The sequence below is a fragment of the Cellulomonas taurus genome (assembly GCF_012931845.1).
In the GTDB taxonomy this organism is placed as follows: Bacteria; Actinomycetota; Actinomycetes; order Actinomycetales; family Cellulomonadaceae; genus Cellulomonas; species Cellulomonas taurus.
Map to the genome: position 1 here is coordinate 884,012 of NZ_CP051884.1, position 22,187 is coordinate 906,198.

17 protein-coding genes and 1 tRNA gene are annotated in these 22,187 nt (G+C 72.9%); 13 read left to right on the forward strand and 5 right to left on the reverse strand.

Going from position 1 to position 22,187, the window contains the following annotated elements; translation table 11 throughout:
- The 3 genes from HGK68_RS04025 to HGK68_RS04035 are packed head-to-tail and all read left to right on the forward strand — an operon-like array spanning window position 1 to window position 4,969.
- Entirely contained in the window at window positions 1–2,418 is a 2,418-nt protein-coding gene (locus HGK68_RS04025) for a beta-xylosidase/alpha-l-arabinosidase (RefSeq protein ID WP_169164796.1), read from the forward strand.
- A complete protein-coding gene (locus tag HGK68_RS04030; protein ID WP_169164797.1) occupies window positions 2,415–4,103 on the forward strand; it encodes a glycoside hydrolase family 43 protein in 1,689 nt (562 codons plus the stop codon). The genes HGK68_RS04025 and HGK68_RS04030 overlap by 4 nt, the downstream gene beginning before the upstream one ends.
- Window positions 4,104–4,114: 11 nt before the next feature.
- Complete coding sequence (locus tag HGK68_RS04035) at window positions 4,115–4,969, forward strand: HAD hydrolase family protein (RefSeq protein WP_169164798.1); 855 nt, start codon at window positions 4,115–4,117, stop codon at window positions 4,967–4,969.
- 42 nt (window positions 4,970–5,011) lie between these two features.
- On the opposite strand, the gene HGK68_RS04040 is transcribed toward HGK68_RS04035, so the two are convergent.
- On the reverse strand, window positions 5,012–5,209 hold the full coding sequence (locus HGK68_RS04040; protein WP_169164799.1) for a hypothetical protein: 198 nt from the start codon (window positions 5,207–5,209) through the stop codon (window positions 5,012–5,014).
- Window positions 5,210–5,310: 101 nt separating this feature from the next.
- Here HGK68_RS04040 and HGK68_RS04045 point away from each other — a divergent pair, with 101 nt between their 5' ends.
- On the forward strand, window positions 5,311–6,939 hold the full coding sequence (locus HGK68_RS04045) for a GGDEF domain-containing protein (protein ID WP_169164800.1): 1,629 nt from the start codon (window positions 5,311–5,313) through the stop codon (window positions 6,937–6,939).
- A gap of 47 nt (window positions 6,940–6,986) precedes the next feature.
- Here HGK68_RS04045 and HGK68_RS04050 read toward each other — a convergent pair whose 3' ends face one another.
- The 4 genes from HGK68_RS04050 to HGK68_RS04065 form a co-directional block, all read right to left on the reverse strand.
- Window positions 6,987–9,308: an HAD-IC family P-type ATPase gene (locus tag HGK68_RS04050; protein WP_169164801.1), complete on the reverse strand. Its 2,322-nt coding sequence runs from the start codon at window positions 9,306–9,308 to the stop codon at window positions 6,987–6,989.
- A gap of 18 nt (window positions 9,309–9,326) precedes the next feature.
- The gene (locus tag HGK68_RS04055; protein ID WP_169164802.1) at window positions 9,327–9,917 is read right to left on the reverse strand and encodes a hypothetical protein; all 591 of its coding nucleotides are present in this window, start codon (window positions 9,915–9,917) and stop codon (window positions 9,327–9,329) included.
- A gap of 90 nt (window positions 9,918–10,007) precedes the next feature.
- Window positions 10,008–10,080: transfer RNA gene (locus tag HGK68_RS04060), tRNA-Arg, on the reverse strand.
- Between the two features lie 42 nt (window positions 10,081–10,122).
- Window positions 10,123–10,776, reverse strand: a complete 654-nt coding sequence (locus HGK68_RS04065) for a FadR/GntR family transcriptional regulator (protein ID WP_169164803.1) — start codon at window positions 10,774–10,776, stop codon at window positions 10,123–10,125.
- Window positions 10,777–10,862: 86 nt separating this feature from the next.
- On the opposite strand from HGK68_RS04065, the gene HGK68_RS04070 reads away from it, so the two are divergent.
- The 9 genes from HGK68_RS04070 (at window position 10,863) to rho (ending at window position 22,153) form a co-directional block, all read left to right on the forward strand.
- Window positions 10,863–12,125 (forward strand): CynX/NimT family MFS transporter, encoded by a 1,263-nt coding sequence (locus HGK68_RS04070; protein WP_169164804.1) that lies wholly within the window; start codon window positions 10,863–10,865, stop codon window positions 12,123–12,125.
- 22 nt (window positions 12,126–12,147) lie between these two features.
- A complete protein-coding gene (gene argS, locus HGK68_RS04075) occupies window positions 12,148–13,830 on the forward strand; it encodes an arginine--tRNA ligase (RefSeq protein ID WP_169164805.1) in 1,683 nt (560 codons plus the stop codon).
- Window positions 13,827–15,167, forward strand: coding sequence for a diaminopimelate decarboxylase (gene lysA / locus HGK68_RS04080; protein WP_169164806.1), 1,341 nt, complete (start codon window positions 13,827–13,829; stop codon window positions 15,165–15,167). The genes argS and lysA overlap by 4 nt, the downstream gene beginning before the upstream one ends.
- Before the next feature lie 30 nt (window positions 15,168–15,197).
- Window positions 15,198–15,950, forward strand: coding sequence for a nucleotidyltransferase family protein (locus HGK68_RS15920; protein WP_206155801.1), 753 nt, complete (start codon window positions 15,198–15,200; stop codon window positions 15,948–15,950).
- Window positions 15,947–16,300 (forward strand): HepT-like ribonuclease domain-containing protein, encoded by a 354-nt coding sequence (locus tag HGK68_RS04090; protein WP_169164807.1) that lies wholly within the window; start codon window positions 15,947–15,949, stop codon window positions 16,298–16,300. The genes HGK68_RS15920 and HGK68_RS04090 overlap by 4 nt, the downstream gene beginning before the upstream one ends.
- Before the next feature lie 141 nt (window positions 16,301–16,441).
- Window positions 16,442–17,788, forward strand: a complete 1,347-nt coding sequence (locus HGK68_RS04095; protein WP_169164808.1) for a homoserine dehydrogenase — start codon at window positions 16,442–16,444, stop codon at window positions 17,786–17,788.
- Window positions 17,788–18,879 (forward strand): threonine synthase, encoded by a 1,092-nt coding sequence (gene thrC, locus HGK68_RS04100; RefSeq protein WP_169164809.1) that lies wholly within the window; start codon window positions 17,788–17,790, stop codon window positions 18,877–18,879. The genes HGK68_RS04095 and thrC overlap by 1 nt, the downstream gene beginning before the upstream one ends.
- Window positions 18,880–18,887: 8 nt before the next feature.
- On the forward strand, window positions 18,888–19,841 hold the full coding sequence (gene thrB / locus HGK68_RS04105; RefSeq protein ID WP_169164810.1) for a homoserine kinase: 954 nt from the start codon (window positions 18,888–18,890) through the stop codon (window positions 19,839–19,841).
- Between the two features lie 251 nt (window positions 19,842–20,092).
- Window positions 20,093–22,153, forward strand: a complete 2,061-nt coding sequence (gene rho / locus HGK68_RS04110; protein ID WP_169164811.1) for a transcription termination factor Rho — start codon at window positions 20,093–20,095, stop codon at window positions 22,151–22,153.
- Window positions 22,154–22,187: the final 34 nt, after the last annotated feature.

Genomic DNA, 22,187 nt, shown 5'->3' on the forward strand with positions numbered 1-22,187 from the left:
ATGACACAGAACGAACCGTCCGTACCCGCGACGCCCGCGATGCCGGTGGTCTCCGCCCGGGTCCGCGATCTGCTGGACCAGATGACGCTGGAGGAGAAGCTCGCCCAGATCGTCGGGTACTGGCTGGACCAGAACGGCACCGTCGCCCCGATGCAGTCCGAGATGGCCTCCGGGCAGCAGGCATCCAGCGAGCTCACCGACATCACCCGGCACGGCATCGGCCACTACACCCGGGTCTACGGCACCCGGCCGGTGGATCCGGTCGAACGCGCGTCCTGGCTGTGGACCGAGCAGCGCCGGCTGAAGTCGGAGACCCGGCTCGGCATCCCGGCCCTGGTGCACGAGGAGTGCCTGACCGGCCTGGCCGCCTGGCAGGCGGCGACCTACCCGACGCCATTGGCCTGGGGCGCCAGCTTCGACCCGGAGCTGGTCGAGCGCGCCGGGCACCTGATCGGCGAGTCGATGCGGCGCCTCGGGGTGCACCAGGGACTCGCCCCGGTGCTGGACGTGATCCGGGACCCGCGCTGGGGCCGGGTGGACGAGTGCATCGCCGAGGACCCGTACCTGGTCGGTACGGTCGGCACCGCCTACGTCCGCGGCATGCAGGACGCCGGAGTGCACGCCACCCTCAAGCACTTCGTCGGCTACTCCTACTCGCACGCGGGCCGCAATCACGCGCCGGTGAGCGTCGGGAAGCGCGAGGTGGCCGACGTGCTGCTGCCCCCGTTCGAGATGGCGGTCCGCGACGGTGGTGCCCGCTCGGTGATGAACGCCTACGTCGACCTGGACGGGTTGCCGATGGCGGCCTCGGACGAGTACCTGACCGGCGTGCTGCGCGACGGGTGGGGCTTCGACGGTGTGGTGGTCGCCGACTACTTCGCGGTCGCCTTCCTGGAGGTCATGCACCGCGTGGCCGCCGATCGCGGCGAGGCGGCCGAGCTCGCTCTCACCGCGGGCATCGACGTCGAGCTGCCCACCGGTGACGCCTACCTCACCCCGCTGGCGGACCGGATCCGCGCCGGACTGACCGATGTCGCGATCGTCGACCGGGCGGTGCTGCGGGTGCTGGCGCAGAAGGAGGAGCTGGGGCTGCTGGACCCGGAGGCCTACGCCGACGAGCCGCCGACCAGCATCGACCTGGACGACGCCGCGCACCGGGAGCTGGCCCGCCGCCTGGCGGAGGAGTCGGTGGTGCTGCTCAGCAACGACGGTGTCCTCCCGCTGCGCACCCGGCGGGTCGCGGTGATCGGTCCCAACGCCGACCGGTCCGACGCCCTGATGGGCTGCTACGCCTTCGCGAACCACGTGCTGCCGATGTACCCGGAGGTGCCGATCGGCATCGACGCCCCCTCGGTGGCCGAGTCGCTGCGCCGCGCGGGCTTCGACCTCACCCTGGTCGAGGGCTGCACGGTCGAGGGGGAGGAGACCGACGGCTTCCCGGCAGCGGTCGCCGCCGCCGAGGCCGCCGAGGTGGCCGTGGTGGTCGTCGGCGACCAGGCAGGGCTCTTCGGTCGCGGCACCGTGGGCGAGGGCAACGACGCCGAGTCGCTGGACCTGCCCGGCGTGCAGCGCCGCCTGGTCGAGGAGCTGGTCGCCACCGGCACCCCGGTCGTCCTGGTGCTGCTCACCGGCCGTCCCTACGTGCTCGACTGGGCGCTGGGCGACGGACCGGTGCCGGCCGCCGTGCTCCAGGCGTTCTTCCCCGGCGAGGGCGGCGGTCTGGCCATCGCCGACATCCTCACCGGTGCGGTGAACCCCTCCGGCCGGCTGCCGGTCAGCCTGCCCCGGTCCGCGGGCGCGCAGCCGTTCAGCTACCTGCACCCGGTGCTCGGTGGGCCGTCCGACGTCACCTCCGCGGACTCCACCCCGGTGCGGCCGTTCGGCTTCGGCCTGTCGTACACCTCGTTCACGCACACCGACCTGGTGGTGGACAGCGAGGTGGACGCCGGCGGGGTGTTCCACGCCGAGGTCACGGTCACCAACACCGGTGATCTGGCGGGGGAGGACGTGGTGCAGCTCTACGGCAACGACCTGCACGCTTCCGTCGTCCGGCCGGTGGTCCAGCTGCTCGGCTACCACCGGGTGGCGCTGCAGCCCGGTGAGTCGGCGCGGCTGCGGTTCGCGGTGCCCACCGCGCGCTTCGCGTTCAGCGACCGGTCGATGACCCGGATCGTCGAGCCCGGGGACGTGCAGGTCTGGGTCGGTGACCACGCCGCGGCTTCCGGTGGCGGCACCGACGCGGCACGGGACACCACGTCCGGCACGATCACCAACCAGCGCGCGACGGTGGCCCGGGTGGTGCCGGGCACCGCCACCGAGCGGGCAGTCCTGGCGATCACCGGCACGGTGCACCCGGTCACGGCGGCCGACGGTCGACTGGTCGAGGTGACCCGGCTCGACGTCCCCGCGCGGGCATGACGGCGATCGGCAACCCGGTCCTGGCAGGCTGCTTCCCCGACCCGAGCGTGTGCCGGGTCGGGGAGTGGTTCTACCTGGTCAACTCGACCTTCGAGTACCTGCCCGGGTTGCCGATCCACCGCAGCCGCGACCTGCTGCACTGGGAGCCGGTCGGGCACGCGGTCACCGACCAGATCGACTTGTCCGGCCTCCCCTCCTCCCGGGGGCTCTACGCCCCGACCCTGCGCCACCACGACGGCCGGTTCTGGTTGGTCTGCACGGCGGTCGACGCGGGCGGCCACTTCCTGCTCACCGCCGACGACGCGGCCGGTCCGTGGTCCGACCCGGTGTGGCTGGACGGCGAGGGCATCGACCCGTCGCTGTTCTTCGACGACGACGGCCGGATCTGGTTCCACGCCACCCGGCCCGCCGCCGACCCCGAGTGGCCCGGCCAGACCGAGATCTGGCTGCGCGAGCTCGTCGACGGAGCGCTGGTCGGACCCGAGCACGTGCTCTGGACCGGAGCGCTCCGCGGCGCCGTCTGGGCCGAGGGCCCGCACCTCTACCGGATCGACGGTCGCTACTACCTGCTCGCCGCCGAGGGTGGCACCGAGTTCCACCACGCCGTGACCGTCGCTCGCGCCGACGCGGTCACCGGCCCCTACCTCGGCGACCCGGCGAATCCGGTGCTCACCCATCGGCACCTCGGCCGGTCGGTGGACGTGGCGGCGGTCGGACACGCCGATCTGGTGCAGGCGGCCGACGGGTCGTGGTGGGCGCTGCTGCTCGGCGTGCGGCCCTACGGCGGCTTCCACCACAACCTCGGCCGCGAGACCTTCCTGGTCCCGGTCACCTGGGAGGACGCCTGGCCCGTCTTCGCCCCCGGCCAGGGCCGCGTCCCCACCACCCCGACCACCCCCACCACCCCCACCCCCACCCCCGCCCCCGCCCCCACCGTCGAGGTCGGTACTTCCGCCCCGAGGTCGACACTTCGCCACCAGGATCCGGTGCCGAACTGCCGACCTCGGCCCCGCGACGGGGGCGGTGCGCCGGGTGGCGGTGTGCCGGGGGGTGGGGGGATGGGTGGGGTGGTTGGTTCTGCCGACCTTGGGTGGTGCGCGCCGCGTCATCTGCCGACCGATCTCGCCATCCCGGATGGTGACGGCTGGCTGCTCCCGGTCCGTGACACCACCCTCGCCGACACCGCCCCCAGCTCGTTCCTGGGTGTGCGGCAGCGGCACATCGACTGCGAGGTCGTCGTCAGCGTCGCCGCCGACCTCGCGCCCGGCGCCCACGGCCACCCGTCGCCTGGCGACCCGGCGACGGACCCGGCGCTGGACCCGGCGCTGGATTTCGACACCTGGGTGGGCCTGGCCGTCCGGCAGTCGGAATCCGATCACCTCACCCTGCTGACCAACGGGGTCGAGACCCGCGCGACCCTCACCCGATCGGGCCGGGCGACGCCGCTGGGCACCGGGCCGGCCGGCACCACCCTCGCCCTGCGCACCCACGGCCAGGACTACACCCTGCTGGTCGACGGCACCGAGGTCGCCACCGCCGACGGTCGCAGCCTGGACTCGGTCAGCGCGGGCGGGTTCCTGGGCCTGTGGATCGGCCCCTACACCACCGGCCGACCCGACCGCGATCCGGTGCGGGTGGTCTGCCACTACAGACCGATCGGTAGGGATTCGGCGCCGGCAGGCTAGACTCCCCGGTGATGACTGGGAACCCCGCACGCAGCCGGATCATCTTCCTCGATGTGGACGGCACCTTCGCCGACCACGGTGACGTGCCCCCGGGTCATGTCGCCGCGGTCCGCGCCGCCCGTGCCGCCGGACACCGGGTGCTGCTGTGCACCGGTCGTCCCAAGTCGATGCTCCCCGAGCGCATCCTCGCCGCCGGATTCGACGGCATCGTGGCCAGCGCCGGCGGCTACGTCGAGGTGGACGGCGAGCTGATCGCCGACCGCCGCTTCCCGGACGAGGTCGCCACCCGCGCGGTGCAGGTGCTGGCCCGACACGATGCCGCTTACGTGCTCGAGGCACCGGGCGCGCTCTACGGCCCGCCGGACGTCCGCGAGCGGTTGCAGGAGGCGTGGTCGGCCCGGCTGGCGGCGGACCCGGACGAGTCCCGGCACGACGGGCCCCTGGACATCCTGGACAACCTCACCACCGACGCGGACCTGTCCGCTGTCTCCTTCGCCAAGATCACCTGCTTCTCCGCCGACGTGCCGGTCGCCCAGCTCGCGCAGGAGATGGGCCCGGAGATCACCGCCCTGCCGAGCTCGATCCCGGGTCTGGGTGACGGCGCGGGGGAGATCTTCGTCGCCGCGGTGGACAAGTCGATCGGTATCCGGGACGTCATCGCCCACCTGGGCGTCCCGCGCGAGGCCACCATCGCCTGCGGGGACGGACTGAACGACCTGGAGATGATCGAGTACGCCGGGATCGGGGTCGCCATCGACGACGGTCACCCGGACGTGATCGCCGCCGCCGACCGTACGGCGCCGAGCCCGCGGCACGAGGGCCTGGTGACGGCCTTCGTGGACCTGGGCCTGATCGACGGGATCTGAGCCGGGACCGACCCGCCGGGGTCGGTCCCGCTCCACCGCGGATCAGCCGCGCGGCACCAGGTAGGACCGGCCGTCCGGCCCGACCACCCGGACGAAGTCGTCCTGCAACGCCTGATCGCGCTCGCGGTCCTCGTCCGGGATGTCCCGGTCCGGCGCCAGCGGGTCGCCGACCTGCGCCGGGCCCAGCACGCTCAACAGTGCCCGGGTCCTGCCGTCCTCGGCCTGTCCGATCACACCCATGACTACCTCCCGTGACTCGATCGCACCAGCCTAGGTGATCGGGTGAAACCCGTGGCGGGTCCCTCATCGTCGCAGGTGAGGCACCCGATGGGAGAGGGGACATGACCACCGCCCTCGACCCCACCCCGGCGCTGCCGCCGGTCTACTGGGACGCCGCCGTCGACCAGCTCGCCCTGCTGGCCGACTCCGACGCGGGCGCGTGTGTCCGGCTCGCCGACGAGCTGCTGCCGGCCGCGGCGGCGCAGCGCGCCGGAGGTGCCGAACTCCGGCTGCGCTACTACGCGGCGGTCGCCCATCAGGCGCTCGGCGACGACCAGCGGGCGATGGCTCAGGCGTCCCGGGCCGCGCAGCTGGCGGCGGAGCGCGGCGCACTGGTCTGGCAGTCGCGCGCGCTCGCCCGGCAGGGCCAGGTGCATCACGACCTGGGTCAGCTGGAGGACGCGGTCGACCTGCTGACCCGGGCTGCCGAACTGCGACGCGAGGCGGAGGACACCGCGGGCACCGCGGACGTGCTCACCATCCTCGGCACCGTCTACACCTCGATGCCGCATTTCGCCCCGCAGGCCGCCGGTGTGCTCACCCAGGCCCGCCGGTTGTGGCTCGCCGCCGGTGACCCGGACCGGGCCTCCATCGCGTTGGCGCACCTGGCCCGCACCTTCGTGGAGTCGAGCCGTCGGCTGCTGCTGGACAACCCGCGCGGGGCGAAGGCCGCCGCTCGTCGCGCGTTGGCCCTGGCACTGGAGTCGGTGGACGAGGCCGACGCCGCGGGGCTGAGTCGCACCAGTGTCGACGCCCGGCTGACCACCGCCGTCGCACACCAGCTCGCCGGGGACGCCGCCTCCGCCGCGGATGTGCTGGACGCCGCCGAGGACATGCTCGACCGGTTCCCGTCCACTCAGCAGCTGCTCACCCTGCGCCGGATCCGCGCCGACCTGCTGCTGTCCATCGGGGCGTCCGCGGAGGCGGTGCTCGAAGCCCGGTCGGCGATGACCCTGCTGGACGAGCTGACCCGGCCCGCCGAACGGATGGAACTGCTGCGGGTGCTGGCCGACAGCCACGAGGACCTGGGGCAGATCCCGGAGGCCTTCACCGCGCTGCGGGAACTGCACCAGCTGACGGTCCGACTCGGTGACGCCCAGGCGGGTCGCCGCGCCGCGCTGCTCGGCGCCCGGATGGAGATCGAGCAGGCGGAACGCCAGGCCGAGGCCGAACGCCGTCGCTCCGAGGCGCTGGAGGAGCGCAATGCCGCCCTCGCGCACCAGGCGACCCACGACGGGCTGACCGGCCTGGCCAACCGCCGTGCGCTGGATGCCGAACTGGCACAGCGGGCCGCCGACTGCGCGCCCTTCACCCTGGCGCTGGTGGACATCGACCACTTCAAGCGGGTCAACGACACCTGGTCGCACCAGGTCGGCGACGCAGTGCTGGTCCGGGTGGCGGACGTGCTGCGCCGTGCCCTGCGCAGCGGCGACCGGGCGACCCGTTACGGCGGCGAGGAGTTCGCGGTGGTGCTGGAGGGCCAGCCGCCGGTCGAGGTCTGCGAACGGCTGCGCGCGACGGTGGCAGCGCTGCGCTGGGACGACCTGATGCCGGGTGCACGCCTCACGGTCAGCATCGGTGTCGCCTGTCGCCGCCCGGACGAGCCGATCGCCGAGCTCCTGGCCCGGGCCGACGCCGCGCTCTACCGGGCGAAGGCGGACGGCCGCGACCGGGTGTGCCCCGCCGCCTGAGTCTGCGCCGCCGGGACAGCTGCCCGGCGGACTCGATCCGGCCGGCGTCAGCTCCGCCGCGTCACGATCGCCCGGACCGCGACCCGCGCGACCCGGCGCAGCACCAGCCCGACCAGCGCCGCCACCCCCGCGATCGCCAGCACCCGGCCGTCCGTCGGATCCAGTTGGAACATCCGCTGCCCGAGCGGGATCACCACCACGGCGGTCATCGCGCCGATCATCGCCACCAGGAGACCGACCTTCCACGGCCGCAGCGGCCGGGCGACGTCGATCAGGATGTCGAAGGCCACCACCACCAGCGCGAGGAACGCGGCGGTCGCGGTCAGTACGGCGGTCCCGGTCCCGGTGCCGATCACCGAGCGGGCCACCGCGTAGCCGCCGTACGCGGCGACCGCCACCGCCAGGCCGCCGGGGATCGCAGCGGTCAGGACCCGGCCGACGAAGCCGTCCCGGGCGGGCTCGCGGTTCGGCGCGAGGGCCAGCACCGCCGCGGGGATCCCGATGGTAAACCAGGCGATCAGGGTGATGTGCCGGGGCAGCAGCGGGAACGGCACCGCGGTGACCGCCACCACCAGGGCGAGCAGCACCGAGTACACCGTCTTGGACAGGAACAGGGTGGCGACCCGTTCGATGTTCGCCACCACCCGGCGACCTTCGGCCACCACGTGCGGCAGCGTCGCGAAGGACGAGTCCAGCAGCACCAACCGGGAGACCGCCCGCGCGGCCGGGCTGCCGCTGCCCATCGCGACGCCGACATCCGCCTCCTTCATCGCCAGCACGTCGTTCACGCCGTCGCCGGTCATCGCCACCGTGTGCCCCTGGGCGGTCAGGGCGCGCACCAGTTCCCGCTTCTGATCGGGACGCACCCGGCCGAAGACGGTCGACTCCTCGGCCACCCGGCCCAGTGCCTGGTCGTCGGTCGGCAGGTCGCGGCCGTCCACGGTGTGCTCGGTCGGCAACCCGACCTGGGCGGCCACCGCGCCGACGGCCACCGGTGCGTCACCGGAGATCACCTTCAGCGTCACGCCCTGCTCGGTGAAGAAGCGCAGCGTGTCGGCCGCCTCCGGTCGGACCCGCTGGTCCAGCACCACCAGGGCGACAGCGTGCAGGTCACCCGGCAGCGTGTGGTCCGTCAGGGGTTGCGCCGACCGGGCCAGGGCGAGCACCCGCCGGCCCTGTGCCGATTCCTCCGCCGCCCGATCCAGCGCCGGGTGCCCGGGCAGGACCACGTCCGGTCCGCCGACCACCCAGGTCGTCGTCGCCGTCTGCGCCGCGGCCCAGCGCCGGGCCGAGGAGAACGGCACCCGGGCCTGGGTCGGTGCGGGATTCGGGTCGGTCGCCTCCAGGATCGCCTGCATGCTCGCGTTCGGCCGGTTCTCGCCCGCCCCGATCAAGGCCAGGGCCGCGCGGGCGTCGGCGTCGTCGCCGTCCAGCACCACCAGCTCCCGGACCCGCATCCCGTCCTCGGTCAGCGTCCCGGTCTTGTCCAGGCAGACCACATCCACCCGGGCCAGCGCCTCCATCGCGGGCAGATCCTGAACCAGGCACTGGCGCTGCCCGAGCCGGATCACGCCGACCGCCATCGCCACACTGGTCATCAGCACCAGACCCTCCGGCACCATCGGCACCAGCGCCGCCACCATCCCGCGCAGCGCGTCGCTCCACGGCAGGTCGGTCTGGGTCAGCTGGTTCCAGATCATCAGCGCGCCGACCGGGATCAGCACCCAGGTCAGGTATTTCAGGATGGTGTCGATCCCGGCGCGCAGACCGGAGGACGGCGCCGAGTAGGCCGCCGCCTCCCGGGCCAGCTGCGCGGCATAGGCGTCCGCACCGACTCGGGTCGCCCACAGCCGACCGCTGCCCGCCACCACGACGCTGCCGGACAGCAGCCGGGAGCCGACCGCCGGGGCCAGGGCGTCCGACTCCCCGGTCAGCAGCGACTCGTCGACCTCCAGGCCGGCGCTGGCCAGCAGTTCGCCGTCCACCGGCACCTGGTCACCGGCCGCCACCTCGACCACGTCGTCGACCACGATCTCGGCCGGGTCGAGCTGCACGGCGCCCTCGGCCCGGCACACCGTGACCGTCGAGGCGTTCAGGATCGCCAGCCGGTCCAGCGTTCGCTTGGCCCGGATCTCCTGCACCATCCCGACCGCGCTGTTCACCACGATCAGCAGGCCGAACAGCCCGTCGAACCAGTGCCCGGTCGAGGCGACGACTCCGAACAGGATGAAGTAGATCGCGTTGACCCGGGTGAACACATTCGCCACCACGATGTCGCGCGCGCTGCGGCTGGTGACGCGTTCGACCCGGTTCACCGCACCCCGGGCGACCCGGTCGGCGACTTCGCTGCTGGTCAACGGCTGCTGCACCGGGCCAGCCTAGACAGGTCAGCTGTCGGCGGCGGCGGCGCTCTCGACCAGGGTGAACACGCTCGCCGGGCTGGACGGGTCGGCCGCCACCGTCACGCCACCCTCCGGGTCGGACACCAGGTAGCCGTTCTCGTTGGAGATGTTCACCTGCTCCGGCTGATCGAGCTCCCCGAGCCGCAGCCACTGTCCGGCATCGGCCGGGTCGCACGGGTTCACCGACACCACGTCGGCGCCCGGAAGGGTCAGGCACATCTCCTGGTCGTCGGTGGTCGCGCTGGACACCAGCTGCACCATCCCGTCGGTGCCACCGGAGGCGATCGTCCAGGTGCTGGGCACCTCGGACACCGACGGGTCGTCCACCGTGGTGACGGCGCCCTCGGCGGTGGTCACCAGCCAGGTCGCCTCGTAGGTCTGGATGTCGTAGGCGGTGTCCTGCTCGCTGCCGCCGGTCGGCGTCGAGGTCGCCGTCGACTGCGGCGTGGTTCCCTCCGTGTCGGCCGGTGCCGGGTACACATCGGTCGCGCTGTCATCGTCGTCGGCCGGGCCGCACGCGGCCAGCGACAGGACGGCGGCGGCAAGGGTGGCGGTGATCACATGTGCGGTACGCATCCATCGAACGTACTGGGGCTGAGCAGGGATGCAACAGGGCACGGGACGACGAAGGCCCGGCATCAGTCGATGCCGGGCCTCATGCGCGGGTGCCCTCGATAGGATTCGAACCTACGACCTTCTGCTCCGGAGGCAGACGCTCTATCCACTGAGCTACGAGGGCGGAACGAGGCATGACACTACCAGCACGTCAGGGGTCCTCGTGTCACTCCTCGCCGAGCAGCCCGGACAGGTAGTCGGAGGTCTCGTTCACCGCTGTGGCCACGTCGCCGCGGACGATCGCGTCGACCAGCCCGTCGTGGTTGTCGCCGTCCTGCAGCACCTGAGCGAAGTTGAACCGGATGTTCTCCGAGATCGCGTCGATCAGGCTCTCGTACAGCGACAGCAGCACCGGGTTGCGGGCCGCGCGGGCGATCGCGCGGTGCAGGGCCAGATCGGCGGAGACCATCCGGTCCAGGGCGTGCGCCGCGTACGCCTCGGCACGGGCCTCCCGCAGCGCGGTGATCGAGGCGACGTCCGAGGTGGTGCGGCGCTTGGCGGCCAGGCGCGCCGCCTCCACCTCCAGCGACCGGCGGACCTCGACCACGTCGCGCTGCCGGGCGTCCGCGATCTGCCGGGAGAAGGTCACCGCCAGCTCGGAGGCGCTGAGCACGTAGGTGCCCGAACCCTGGCGGCGCTCGACCAGACCCGAGTGCACCAGGGACTGCACCGCCTCGCGCACCGTGTTCCGACCGACCCCCAGCAGCTCGACCAGGGCGGGCTCGGCGGGGATGCGGGTGCCGACCGGCCACTCACCGGTGGAGATCCGCTCCCGGAGCTGGGCCACCGTCGAGTCGATCAAACCGGTGCGACGCATCATGCGGGTACTCTCCCAGGTCAGGTGTGCGGCGATTCAACACGACGGCCGCCCCCAGCCGCCACCTTGAGCCAGATCCCGGAGCATCGATGAGCACGCAACCCGAGCTGCGTCCGTGGCGTGGGCGGTTCGTGGTCCTGATCGGCGTGCTGCTGGTCGCCCTGAACCTGCGGATCGCCGTCGCGTCGGTGTCGCCGATCCTGGAGCTGGTCCGAGCGGACGTCGCGCTGTCGGCCACCCAGGCCGGGCTGCTCGGCACCATCCCGGTCGCCTCCTTCGCCGTCTTCGGCGCGCTGACCCCGCTGCTGGCCCGCCGGGTCGGTCTGGAACCGCTGCTGATCGCCGCGATGGCACTGTCGGCGGCGGGGGAGATCGTCCGGTCCACCGCGCACTCCTCCACCGGGTTCCTGGTGTGGACCCTGGTCGCGCTGGCCGGGATGGGGATGGGCAACGTCCTGCTGCCCCCGCTGGTGAAGCGGTACTTCCCGGATCGGGTCGGCGTGGTGACCTCGGCGTACTCGGTCACCCTGAGCGTGAGCACCGCCCTGCCCGCCGCCGTCGTGGTGCCGGTGGCCGACCGGGTGGGCTGGCGTCCGGCGCTGTCGATCTGGGCGGCGGTCGGCATCCTGGCGGCGCTGCCGTGGTTGGTCGTGGTGATCCGCTCGGCGGCCACCCGCGCCGAACTGTCCGGGCTGCTGCGCCGTGGCCCGGCCACCACCCCCGCGCTGACCAGTCGGCACCGCTCGGGCGGCCGGGTGTACCGCAGTCCGCTGGCCTGGGGGATGGGCGTCACCTTCGCGATGAACTCCCTGGGGTCCTACGCGATGTTCGCCTGGCTGCCGCAGATCCTGATCGACTCGGGCACCTCGCCGCACTCGGCGGGGACCTGGCTGAGCATCTACGCGATCCTCGGTCTGCCGCCCGCGCTGATCGCCCCGATCGCCGCCACCAAGATGCGCAACCCGATCGGCATGGTGATCTTCTTCGTCGCGTGCTGGCTGTTCAGCTACATCGGGCTGCTGGTGCACCCGTCCGGGCCGGTGTGGCTCTGGGTGTTGGTCGGCGGCCTCGGGCCGGGTGCCTTCCCGCTGCTGCTGGCGCTGATCAACCTGCGCACCCGCACCTCGGCCGGTGCCGCCTCGCTGTCCGGCTTCACCCAGGGGATCGGGTACGCGATCGCCGCGGTCGGGCCGCTGCTGATCGGGGTGCTCTACGACGCCACCGGCGAGTGGACCTGGCCGCTGATCTTCCTGATCGGCACCCTGGTCGTCCTGCTCGCCGGCGCGGTGGTCGCCTGCCGCCCGGTGTTCCTCGAGGACTCCTGGGCGCCGAAGCCGCACGAAACGGCGTGATCGCACCGGATATCCTGCTCCGGTGACTCCCGCTGAACTCTCCGCCTCCCTGCACGCCGCCCTCACCGCGGCGGTGGCCGACGGCACCTTCGCCCTGGCCACCGACGACCTGCCCGACACCGTGCACGTGGAGCGACCCCGGCAGCGCGAGCACGGCGACTGGGCGACCAACGTCGCGCTGCAGCTCGCCAAGAAGGCCGGGATGAACCCGCGGGCGTTCGCCGAGGAGCTGACCCGTCGGCTGGCCGAGGTGCCGGGCATCGCCAAGGTCGACATCGCCGGACCGGGCTTCCTCAACATCACCCTGGACGCCGCCGCCGCCGGTGAGCTGGCCCGCTCCATCGTGGACGCCGGTGCCGCCTACGGTCGCAGCGAGAGCCAGGCCGGTCAGAAGGTGAACCTGGAGTTCGTCTCCGCCAACCCGACCGGACCGATCCACATCGGCGGCGCGCGCTGGGCGGCGGTCGGCGACAGCCTGGCGCGGATCCTCACCGCGGCCGGCGCCGACGTCACCCGCGAGTACTACTTCAACGACCACGGCGCGCAGATCGACCGCTTCGCCCGGTCGCTGCTGGCCCGCGCCCAGGGCCAGGAGGCGCCGGAGGACGGCTACGGCGGTCAGTACATCCAGGACATCGCCGACCGGGTGATCGCCGACGAGCTCGCCGCCGGGCACACCGACCCGCGCGAACTGCCGGACGACCAGGCGCAGGAGGTCTTCCGCGCCCGCGGCGTCGACCTGATGTTCGACGAGATCAAGAAGGCGCTGCACGACTTCGGCGTCGACTTCGACGTCTACTTCCACGAGGACTCCCTGCACGAGTCCGGCGCCGTCGACCGTGCGGTGACCCGCCTGCGCGAGCTGGGCCACATCTTCGAGTCCGACGGCGCGATCTGGCTGCGGACCACCGACTTCGGTGACGACAAGGACCGGGTGATCGTGAAGTCGGACGGGGAGGCCGCGTACATCGCGGGCGACCTGGCCTACTACCTGGACAAGCGCGAGCGGGGCTTCGACCGGGCGATCATGATGCTCGGCGCGGACCACCACGGGTACATCGGCCGGATGATGGCGGCCTGCGCCGCCTTCGGCGACACCCCGGGGGTCAACCTGGAGATCCTGATCGGCCAGATGGTCAACCTGGTCAAGGACGGGCAGCCGGTGCGGATGTCCAAGCGGGCCGGCACCGTCGTCGCGCTCGACGACCTGGTCGAGGCGGTCGGTGTCGACGCCGCGCGCTACTCCCTCGCGCGGTCGTCGGTGGACTCCAGCATCGACCTGGACCTGGACCTGCTGTCCACCGCCACCAACGAGAACCCGGTGTTCTACGTCCAGTACGCCCACTCCCGCACCGCCAGCGTGGGCCGCAACGCGGCCGAGGCCGGGGTGCGCCGGGAGGACGGCTTCGACGCCGCGCTGCTCGACCACCCGGCGGAGTCCTCGCTGCTCGGGCTGCTGGCCGAGTTCCCGCGGGTGATCGCCCAGGCGGCCGAGCTGCGCGAGCCGCACCGGGTGGCCCGCTACCTGGAGACCGTCGCCGGTGGCTACCACAAGTGGTACGACCAGAAGCGGCGCGTGGTCCCCTTCGGCGACGAGCAGGTCTCCGACGAGCACCGCACCCGGCTGTGGCTGAACGACGCCACCCGCCAGGTGCTCGCCAACGGTCTGGACCTGCTCGGCGTCTCCGCTCCGGAGCGGATGTGACCGCGGGTCTCGGCCTGCCCTGGCCCGCCTCGGCGGTCCGTGGACAGGACGGGGCCGTCTCGGTCGCCGGGATCGACCTGCGCGAGCTGGCGGCGAGCCACGGCACCCCGGCGTACGTGCTGGACGAGGACGACTTCCGCACCCGCGCCCGCACCCTGCGCACCGCCTTCGAGGCGGCGTTCGGGGAGGTCGACATCTACTACGCGGGCAAGGCATTCCTGTCGGTCGCGGTCGCCCGCTGGGCGCACGAGGAGGGGCTGCGGGTGGACACCTCCACCGGCGGCGAGCTCGCCGTGGCCCTCCGGGCGGGGCTGCCCGGCAGCGACATCGGGCTGCACGGCAACAACAAGTCGGACACCGAGCTGGTGCGGGCACTGGACGCCGGAGTCGGCCGGATCATCGTCGACTCCCTGCCCGAGCTGGACCGGATCGCCGCGCTGGTCCGCGAGCGTGGCGGCGACCCCGCCCCGGTGATGATCCGCGTCACCACCGGGGTGCACGCCGGTGGGCACGAGTTCATCTCCACCGCCCACGAGGACCAGAAGTTCGGGCTGTCCATCGCCGGGGACGACTCGCCCGCCCTGACCGCCCTGCTGCGTGCGGTCGAGCTGCCCGAACTGCGCCTGCTCGGCATCCACTCGCACATCGGGTCGCAGATCCTCGATCCCGAGGGTTTCACCGTCGCCGCCCGGGCGGTCCTCGCCCTGCGCGCCGAACTGGCCGCCCGCACCGGCGTCCTGGTGCCCGAGGTCGATCTGGGTGGTGGCTTCGGCATCGCCTACCTGCCGGGCGAGGTGCCGTTGGATCCGGAGCGGATGGCGAAGGACATCGCCGCCGCCGTCACCGACGCCTGCGCCGAGCTGGGCACCCCCGCCCCCCGGCTGTCCTTCGAGCCGGGCCGGACCATCGTCGGCCCCACCACCCTGACGCTCTACCGGGTCGGCACCGTGAAGCCGGTCCGGATCGACGACGGACGGGTCCGCACCTATGTCTCCGTCGACGGCGGGATGAGCGACAACATCCGTCCGGCGCTCTACGGCGCGCACTACACCGCCGCGCTGATGAACCGCCCCGGCTCCGCCGACACCATGCTCGCCCGGGTGGTCGGCAAGCACTGCGAGAGCGGGGACATCGTGGTGCACGAGGTCCAACTCCCGGTCGACACCCGCGCCGGAGACCTCCTAGCGGTCGCGGCCACCGGCGCCTACGGCCGATCGATGGCGTCCAACTACAACCACGTGCCCCGGCCCCCGGTGGTCGCCGTGCGCGAGGGTGCTGCCCGGGTGCTGATCCGACGCGAGACCGAAGAGGACCTGTTGGGCCTCGACCTCGGTTGATATCATCTCCTATCACGGAGGAGGTGCACCATGCCCGAGCCAGTGGACCCGGCGCTCGATCCCGGGGTGGACGGCGCGCTGTTCGACTACCTGCAGGACGTCGACGACTACGTCGCACGGCTCCGCGCCGAGGCGAACCGCGCGCTCACCCGAGCCGTCCGGCAGGCATCGACGTTCGGCTGGAGCCAGCGCAGGATCGCGGCGGCGGTCGGACGCAGTCAGCCCGAGGTCGCCCGGCTGCTGCGGGCGAACCCACCGGTGCTGGTGGACTACGCGGTGGGCGATCCGCACGGCATCGATCCCGCGGACGAGGGGACGCGCGCCCGCCAGCAGGCCGATGAAGACGTCCCGGAGGCCACCGCGGCCGAAGGGCCGCCTGGTGCGGATACCGCCCCGGCTGCGCTTGTGGCTCCCGCAGTCGAGGCCGCTGCTACCGCAGGTCCGGACGGCGCGGCCATCGCGGCTCCGGCTCGGGTGCGACGCCGCCCCAGCAGCACTCTCACCTGGGTGCTGCGGGACAAGCGCGAGCAGATCGTGCGGATCGCCGAGGCGCACGGCGCCAGTAACGTCCGGGTGTTCGGGTCGGTGGCGCGAGGCGAGGACGACAACGACTCGGACATCGACCTTCTCTTCGACTACGGCCCGACGATGGGGTTGTTCGAGGTCTCCGGGTTGAAGTTGCAGCTGGAGGAGGAGCTCGGGCGACCGGTCGACGTGGCGAACGCTCGCTCGCTGTGGCCGCGGATCGCTCGCAAGGCGTTGGCCGAGGCGGTGCCGCTGTGAGCCGGAACCCGGTCGACAACCTCGGCCTGACGCTCGACCACCTCGCCGTCCTGGAGCAGTACTTGGACGGGAGTGACCTCAGTGCATCGATGACGTTCGACGCCGTGTGCATGCGCCTCTCGGCCGCCATCGAGGCGCTGTCGCGGGTTCCAGCGGAATGGCTGGTCGCGGAGTTCGGCGCGGAGTGGCCGCGCATCCGCGCTACCCGGAATGCCATCGCGCACGTGTGCGACGAGGTGGACGAGACACAGATCCACCGGGTGGTCTCCTTCGCGCTACCCCGATTTACCGCGGGCGTCTGCAACCTGGTCGACCGCCACGCCCCCGGCCTCAGACCCGAGCTCCCGTAACCCGCCCGCCCACGCTGTGGATACCCGCCTCGACCGCCACCCGGCCCCCCTATCCTGGGCGACGGCCACTCGTGCCCGCACCGGACCAGCGCGACCCCGGTCGGCGCGGACCCGGCTCGGCCCGATCTGAACGGAGACCCGGTGACTGCTCAGTACCCGCCCGCCGCCGCACCCGACCGCACCCCGGTGCGGGTCGCCCTGCTCGGCTGTGGGGTGGTGGGCACCGAGGTGGTGCGGCTGCTGACCACGCAGGCCGACGACCTCGCGGCCCGGGTCGGCGCGCCGCTGCACCTGGTCGGGATCGCGGTCCGGAACACGGCGACGCCGCGCGACCCCGTGGTGGACCCGGCGCTGGTGACCGAGGACGCCGAGTCCCTGGTGGACGCCGCGGACGTCGTGGTCGAGGTGGTCGGCGGCATCGAACCTGCCCGCAGCCTGCTGCTGCGTGCGATCCGGGGCGGCGCCTCGGTGGTCACCGCGAACAAGGCGCTCCTGGCCGAGGACGGTCCGACCCTGTACGCGGCCGCGGACGCCGCCGGGGTCGACGTGTACTTCGAGGCGGCCGTCGCCGGGGCGATCCCGCTGGTCCGACCGGTGCGGGAGTCGCTGACCGGCGACCGGGTGCGCCGGGTGCTCGGCATCGTGAACGGCACCACCAACTTCGTCCTCGACCGGATGGCCTCCGACGGCCTGGACTTCGACGCCGCGGTGGCCGAGGCGCAGCAGCTCGGGTACGCCGAGGCCGATCCGACCGCCGATGTCGAGGGGTACGACGCCGCGGCGAAGGCCGCGATCCTGGCGTCCCTGGCATTCCACACCCGGGTGTCCCTCGCCGACGTCGACCGGCAGGGCATCACCGCCGTCACCGCCGAGGACGTCGCCTGGGCCGCCCGGACCGGCCACGTGGTCAAGCTGCTCGCCATCGCCGAGCACCGCCCCGCCGACGGTGACGGTCCCGAGGGCGTGCAGGTGCGGGTGCACCCGGCCCTGGTGCCGACCGCGCACCCGTTGGCGGGGGTGCGGGGTGCGTTCAACGCGGTCTTCGTCGAGGCGGAGGCGGCTGGGGAGCTGATGTTCTACGGCCGCGGCGCCGGGGGTGCGCCGACCGCGTCGGCGGTGCTCGGTGACCTGGTGTCCGCCGCCCGGCACCGGGTGCACGGTGGCCGCGGCCCGGCCGAGTCGTTCTACGCGGACCTGCCGGTGCTCCCGGCCCGCTCCGCCCGCACCCGGTACCAGATCCGGATCGACGTCACCGACCGCCCCGGGGTGCTGGCGCAGGTGGCCACCGTGCTCGCCGAGCACGGGGTGTCGATCGAGGCGGTCCGGCAGAGTGCCGAGCCCGCCGAGGCAGGCCGTGCCACGCTGGCCCGGCTGGTGATCACCACACATGAGGCGACCGAGGCCGCGCTGTCGGCCACCGTCGCCGCGATCGCCGAGCACGACTCCGTGCGCGAGGTCGTGTCCGTCCTGAGGGTTGAGGGAGTCTGATGGCACAGCAGTGGCGTGGCGTGATCGCGGAGTACGCCGACCGGTTGCCGGCGCATGTGCGCGAGCGCGTGATCACCCTGGGGGAGGGCGGCACGCCGCTGGTCCCGGCCCTGGCGCTGTCGCAGCTCACCGGCGCCGAGGTCTGGGTCAAGGTCGAGGGCATGAACCCGACCGGGTCGTTCAAGGACCGCGGCATGACCACCGCGATGTCCGCCGCCGCCGGTCGAGGAGCGAAGGCGGTCGTCTGCGCGTCCACCGGCAACACCTCCGCCTCGGCCGCCGCCTACGCCACCCACGCCGGGATGCTGTGCGCGGTGCTGGTGCCGGACGGCAAGATCGCGATGGGCAAGCTGAGCCAGGCAGTCGCGCACGGCGCCCGGCTGCTGCAGGTGGACGGGAACTTCGACGACTGCCTGATCGCCGCCCGCAAGCTGGCCGAGGCGTACCCGGTGGAGCTGGTCAACTCGGTGAACCCGGACCGGATCGAGGGCCAGAAGACCGGTGCCTTCGAGGTGGTCGACGCCCTCGGCGACGCGCCGGACATCCACGCGCTGCCGGTGGGGAACGCCGGGAACATCACTGCGTACTGGAAGGGCTACCGCGAGTACGCCGGGCTGGACGCCGGTGCCGATCTCCCGGCCGTGGCCACCCGGACGCCGCAGATGTGGGGTTTCCAGGCCGCCGGCGCCGCCCCGATCGTGGCCGGGTACCCGATCACCGAGCCGGAGACCATCGCCACCGCGATCCGGATCGGCAACCCGGCGTCCTGGGCGCAGGCCGAGCAGGCGCGGGACGTCTCCGGTGGTCTGATCGAGGCCGTGAGCGACGAGCAGATCCTGCAGGCGCACCGCATCCTGTCCTCGCAGGTCGGGGTGTTCGTCGAGCCGGCCTCCGCCGCCGGGGTCGCCGGGGTGCTGGCCGCCGCCGAGCAGGGTCGGGTCCCCGCCGGTGCCCGGATCGTCATCACGGTCACCGGTCACGGCCTGAAGGACCCGCAGTGGGCGCTGCGCACCGCGGACGGCACCGAGGTCGAGACCGTGCGGGTGCGGCCGGACGTGATGGAGATCGCCGCCGCCCTGGATCTCGGCTGAGGCCCTCGATGCGACTGGGAGCTGACCGGGCCCGGGTGCGGGTGCCGGCGACGAGCGCCAACCTCGGCCCGGGATTCGACACCGCCGGGATGGCCCTGGGGCTGTACGACGACGTCGAGGTGCGGGCGCTGGGGGCCTCCGAGGTGCAGGTGGATGTGGTCGGCGAAGGGGCGGACGACCTCCCGACCGGAGCCGATCACCTGGTGGTGCGGGCGCTGCACCATGCACTGGACCACGTCGGTGCGCCGCGCACCGGGGTGCACCTGGTGTGCCGGAACCGGATCCCGCACGGCCGCGGCCTGGGATCGTCGGCGGCCGCGGTGGTCGCCGGTCTGCTCGCCGCCCGTGCGCTGGTCGCCGAGCCGGAGGCATTGGACGACGACGTGGTGCTGCGCCTGGCCACCGAGCTGGAGGGGCACCCGGACAACGCCGCCCCGGCACTGCTCGGCGGCGCCACCCTGGCCTGGTCCGAGGGGCAGGCCGTGCGGGCCACCCGGATCGACGTGCACCCGACCGTGGTCCCGATCGCGGTCGTCCCGCCGAGCCGCCTGTCCACCAGCCATGCGCGCGGCGTGCTGCCCGCCGAGGTCGCGCACGGGGACGCCGCGTGGCAGGCGGGCCGGGCGGCGCTGCTGGTCGAGGCGCTGGGCCGGCGACCGGAGCTGCTGTTCGACGCCACCGGTGACCGGCTGCACCAGCAGCAGCGCCGGTCGGTGATGCCGGAGTCGTTGGCGTTGGTCGACGCGCTGCGTGCGCACGGGGTGCCCGCCGTGGTCTCGGGTGCCGGGCCGACGGTGCTGGTGTTCGGGCGTACCGCCGCCGGTGACGAACGACCGGTGGATCACCGGGTGACCGACGCCGATCGGGCCCTGGACGAGGTCTTCGGGGGCGCGATGGGTGGCTGGCGGATCCTGCGGCTGGGCCTGAGCGACGACGGCGCCCTCTGGCGACGGCTGCCCTGAAAACCCGCGGTGCTATGCTCGCGCTGTTCCCCGGACATCGTCCGACGGACCCCACCGATTCTCTCCCGGCAATCTGCTGCCGCAGGAGGGGTGGGACACCGCGTGCCACGGCCGGGAACATCACGCCCCACATACCGCGTCGCCCCTGACGTGTGCTGTGCGGCCTTCCGTTGCGATCCGCCCCGAGTGAGGTGGACGCCGACCGTGTCCCAGAGGCGGACACCGGTCCTGACGAGGGGGAAGGGTCCTTCGTGACAGACACCATCGAGTCCGCGTCGAGCGCACGCTCCGGCGGCTCCATCTCCGGCCTGCGGGTGCCGGAGCTCAAGGCACTGGCGGCCCAGCTGGGCGTCAAGGGTGCGTCCAAGATGGCCAAGAGCGACCTGGTCGCCGCCATCCAGTCCCGATCCGGTGGCGGCGACGGTGCCGCTGCCCGGAGCGCGAAGGCTGCCGCGCCGCAGCAGTCCGCCGAGTCGGCCCCGAGCCAGGCGGCTGCCCCGTCGTCGAACGACGCATCCGGACAGCAGGGGACCGGTCCCGCCCCGAAGCGCAGCCGCCGGGCCACCCGCCCCGCCGACGCCCCGGCCACCGAGGACTCCGCCGCGCCGCAGGAGACCGGCCGCGGAGCCGGGTCGAAGCGGTCGGCCGCCGCGACCCAGGACGCTCCGTCCCAGCAGGACGCCCTCGCCGGGCTCGAGGCGGCCCTCGACCGGCAGCAGGGCACCCACGGTCAGAACGCCGGCACCGAGGGTGGCGAGCGTCGCTCCCGCCGTGCGGGCCGGGGCACCGGCGCACCGGTGATCGACGTGACCCTGCCGGAGGGACCGACCGGTGGCGACCGTCGTGACCGCCAGGACCGCGGCGCCGAGGACGGCGAGCAGCGCGGCCAGCGCCAGCGGCGGCAGGGCGACCAGTCCCCGCGCGACGGCCAGCAGCGCGACAGCCAGAACGACGGCCAGGGCAACCAGGGCCAGTCGAACCAGGGTCGCAACCCGAACAACGCGCCGGGTGGCGATGACGACGACGAGCGCGGTGGCCGTCGTCGCCGGTCCCGTGACCGGTACCGCGACCGCGACCGCACCAAGCGCAACCGCCGTGGCGGAGGCGGCCAGGACTCCTACGACGAGGTCGAGCTGACCGAGGACGACGTGCTGGTCCCGGTGGCCGGCATCCTCGACGTGCTGGAGAGCTACGCCTTCATCCGGACGTCCGGCTACCTGCCGGGTTCCGGGGACGTCTACCTGCCGCTCGGTCAGGTGCGCAAGTCCGGCCTGCGCCGCGGTGACGCGATCACCGGCGCCGTCCGCGCCCCCCGCGAGGGGGAGCAGCCGCAGCAGCAGAACAACCGACCGAACAAGGCGAACGCCCTGGTCCGGCTGGACACCGTCAACGGCATGTCCCCGGAGCTGGCCAAGCAGCGGCCGGAGTTCAGCAAGCTGACCCCGCTGTACCCGCAGGACCGGTTGCGGCTCGAGCACGACCAGACGCACATCACCCCGCGGGTGATCGACATCGTCGCGCCGATCGGCAAGGGCCAGCGCGGTCTGATCGTGGCGCCGCCGAAGGCCGGCAAGACGATCATCATGCAGCAGATCGCCAACGCGATCACCGCGAACAACCCCGAGGTCCACCTCATGGTCGTGCTCGTCGACGAGCGCCCCGAGGAGGTCACCGACATGGAGCGGACGGTCAAGGGTGAGGTCATCGCCTCGACCTTCGACCGCCCCGCCTCGGACCACACCATGGTCGCGGAGCTGGCCATCGAGCGCGCCAAGCGCCTGGTCGAGCTGGGCCAGGACGTGGTCGTGCTGCTGGACTCGCTGACCCGCCTGTCCCGGGCGTACAACCTGGCGGCCCCGGCCTCCGGGCGCATCCTGTCCGGTGGTGTGGACGCCTCGGCGCTCTACCCGCCCAAGCGGTTCTTCGGCGCTGCCCGCAACATCGAGAACGGTGGCTCGCTCACCATCCTGGCCTCCGCCCTGGTGGAGACCGGTTCCAAGATGGACGAGGTCATCTTCGAGGAGTTCAAGGGCACCGGGAACATGGAGCTGCGGCTCTCCCGGTCGCTGGCCGACAAGCGGATCTTCCCGGCGGTCGACGTGAACGCCTCCGGCACCCGGCGCGAGGAGATCCTGATCGCTCCGGACGAGCTGAAGATCATCTGGAAGCTGCGCCGCGTGATGGGGGCGCTTGACCAGCAGCAGGCGATCGAGCTGCTGCTCGGCAAGCTGCGCGAGACCAAGTCCAACGTGGAGTTCCTGCTCCAGGTGCAGAAGACGACACCGAGCGCGAACGGCAAGTCCGAGGACTGACCTGCGACGACGGAACGGCGGTGGCCCCTCGGGT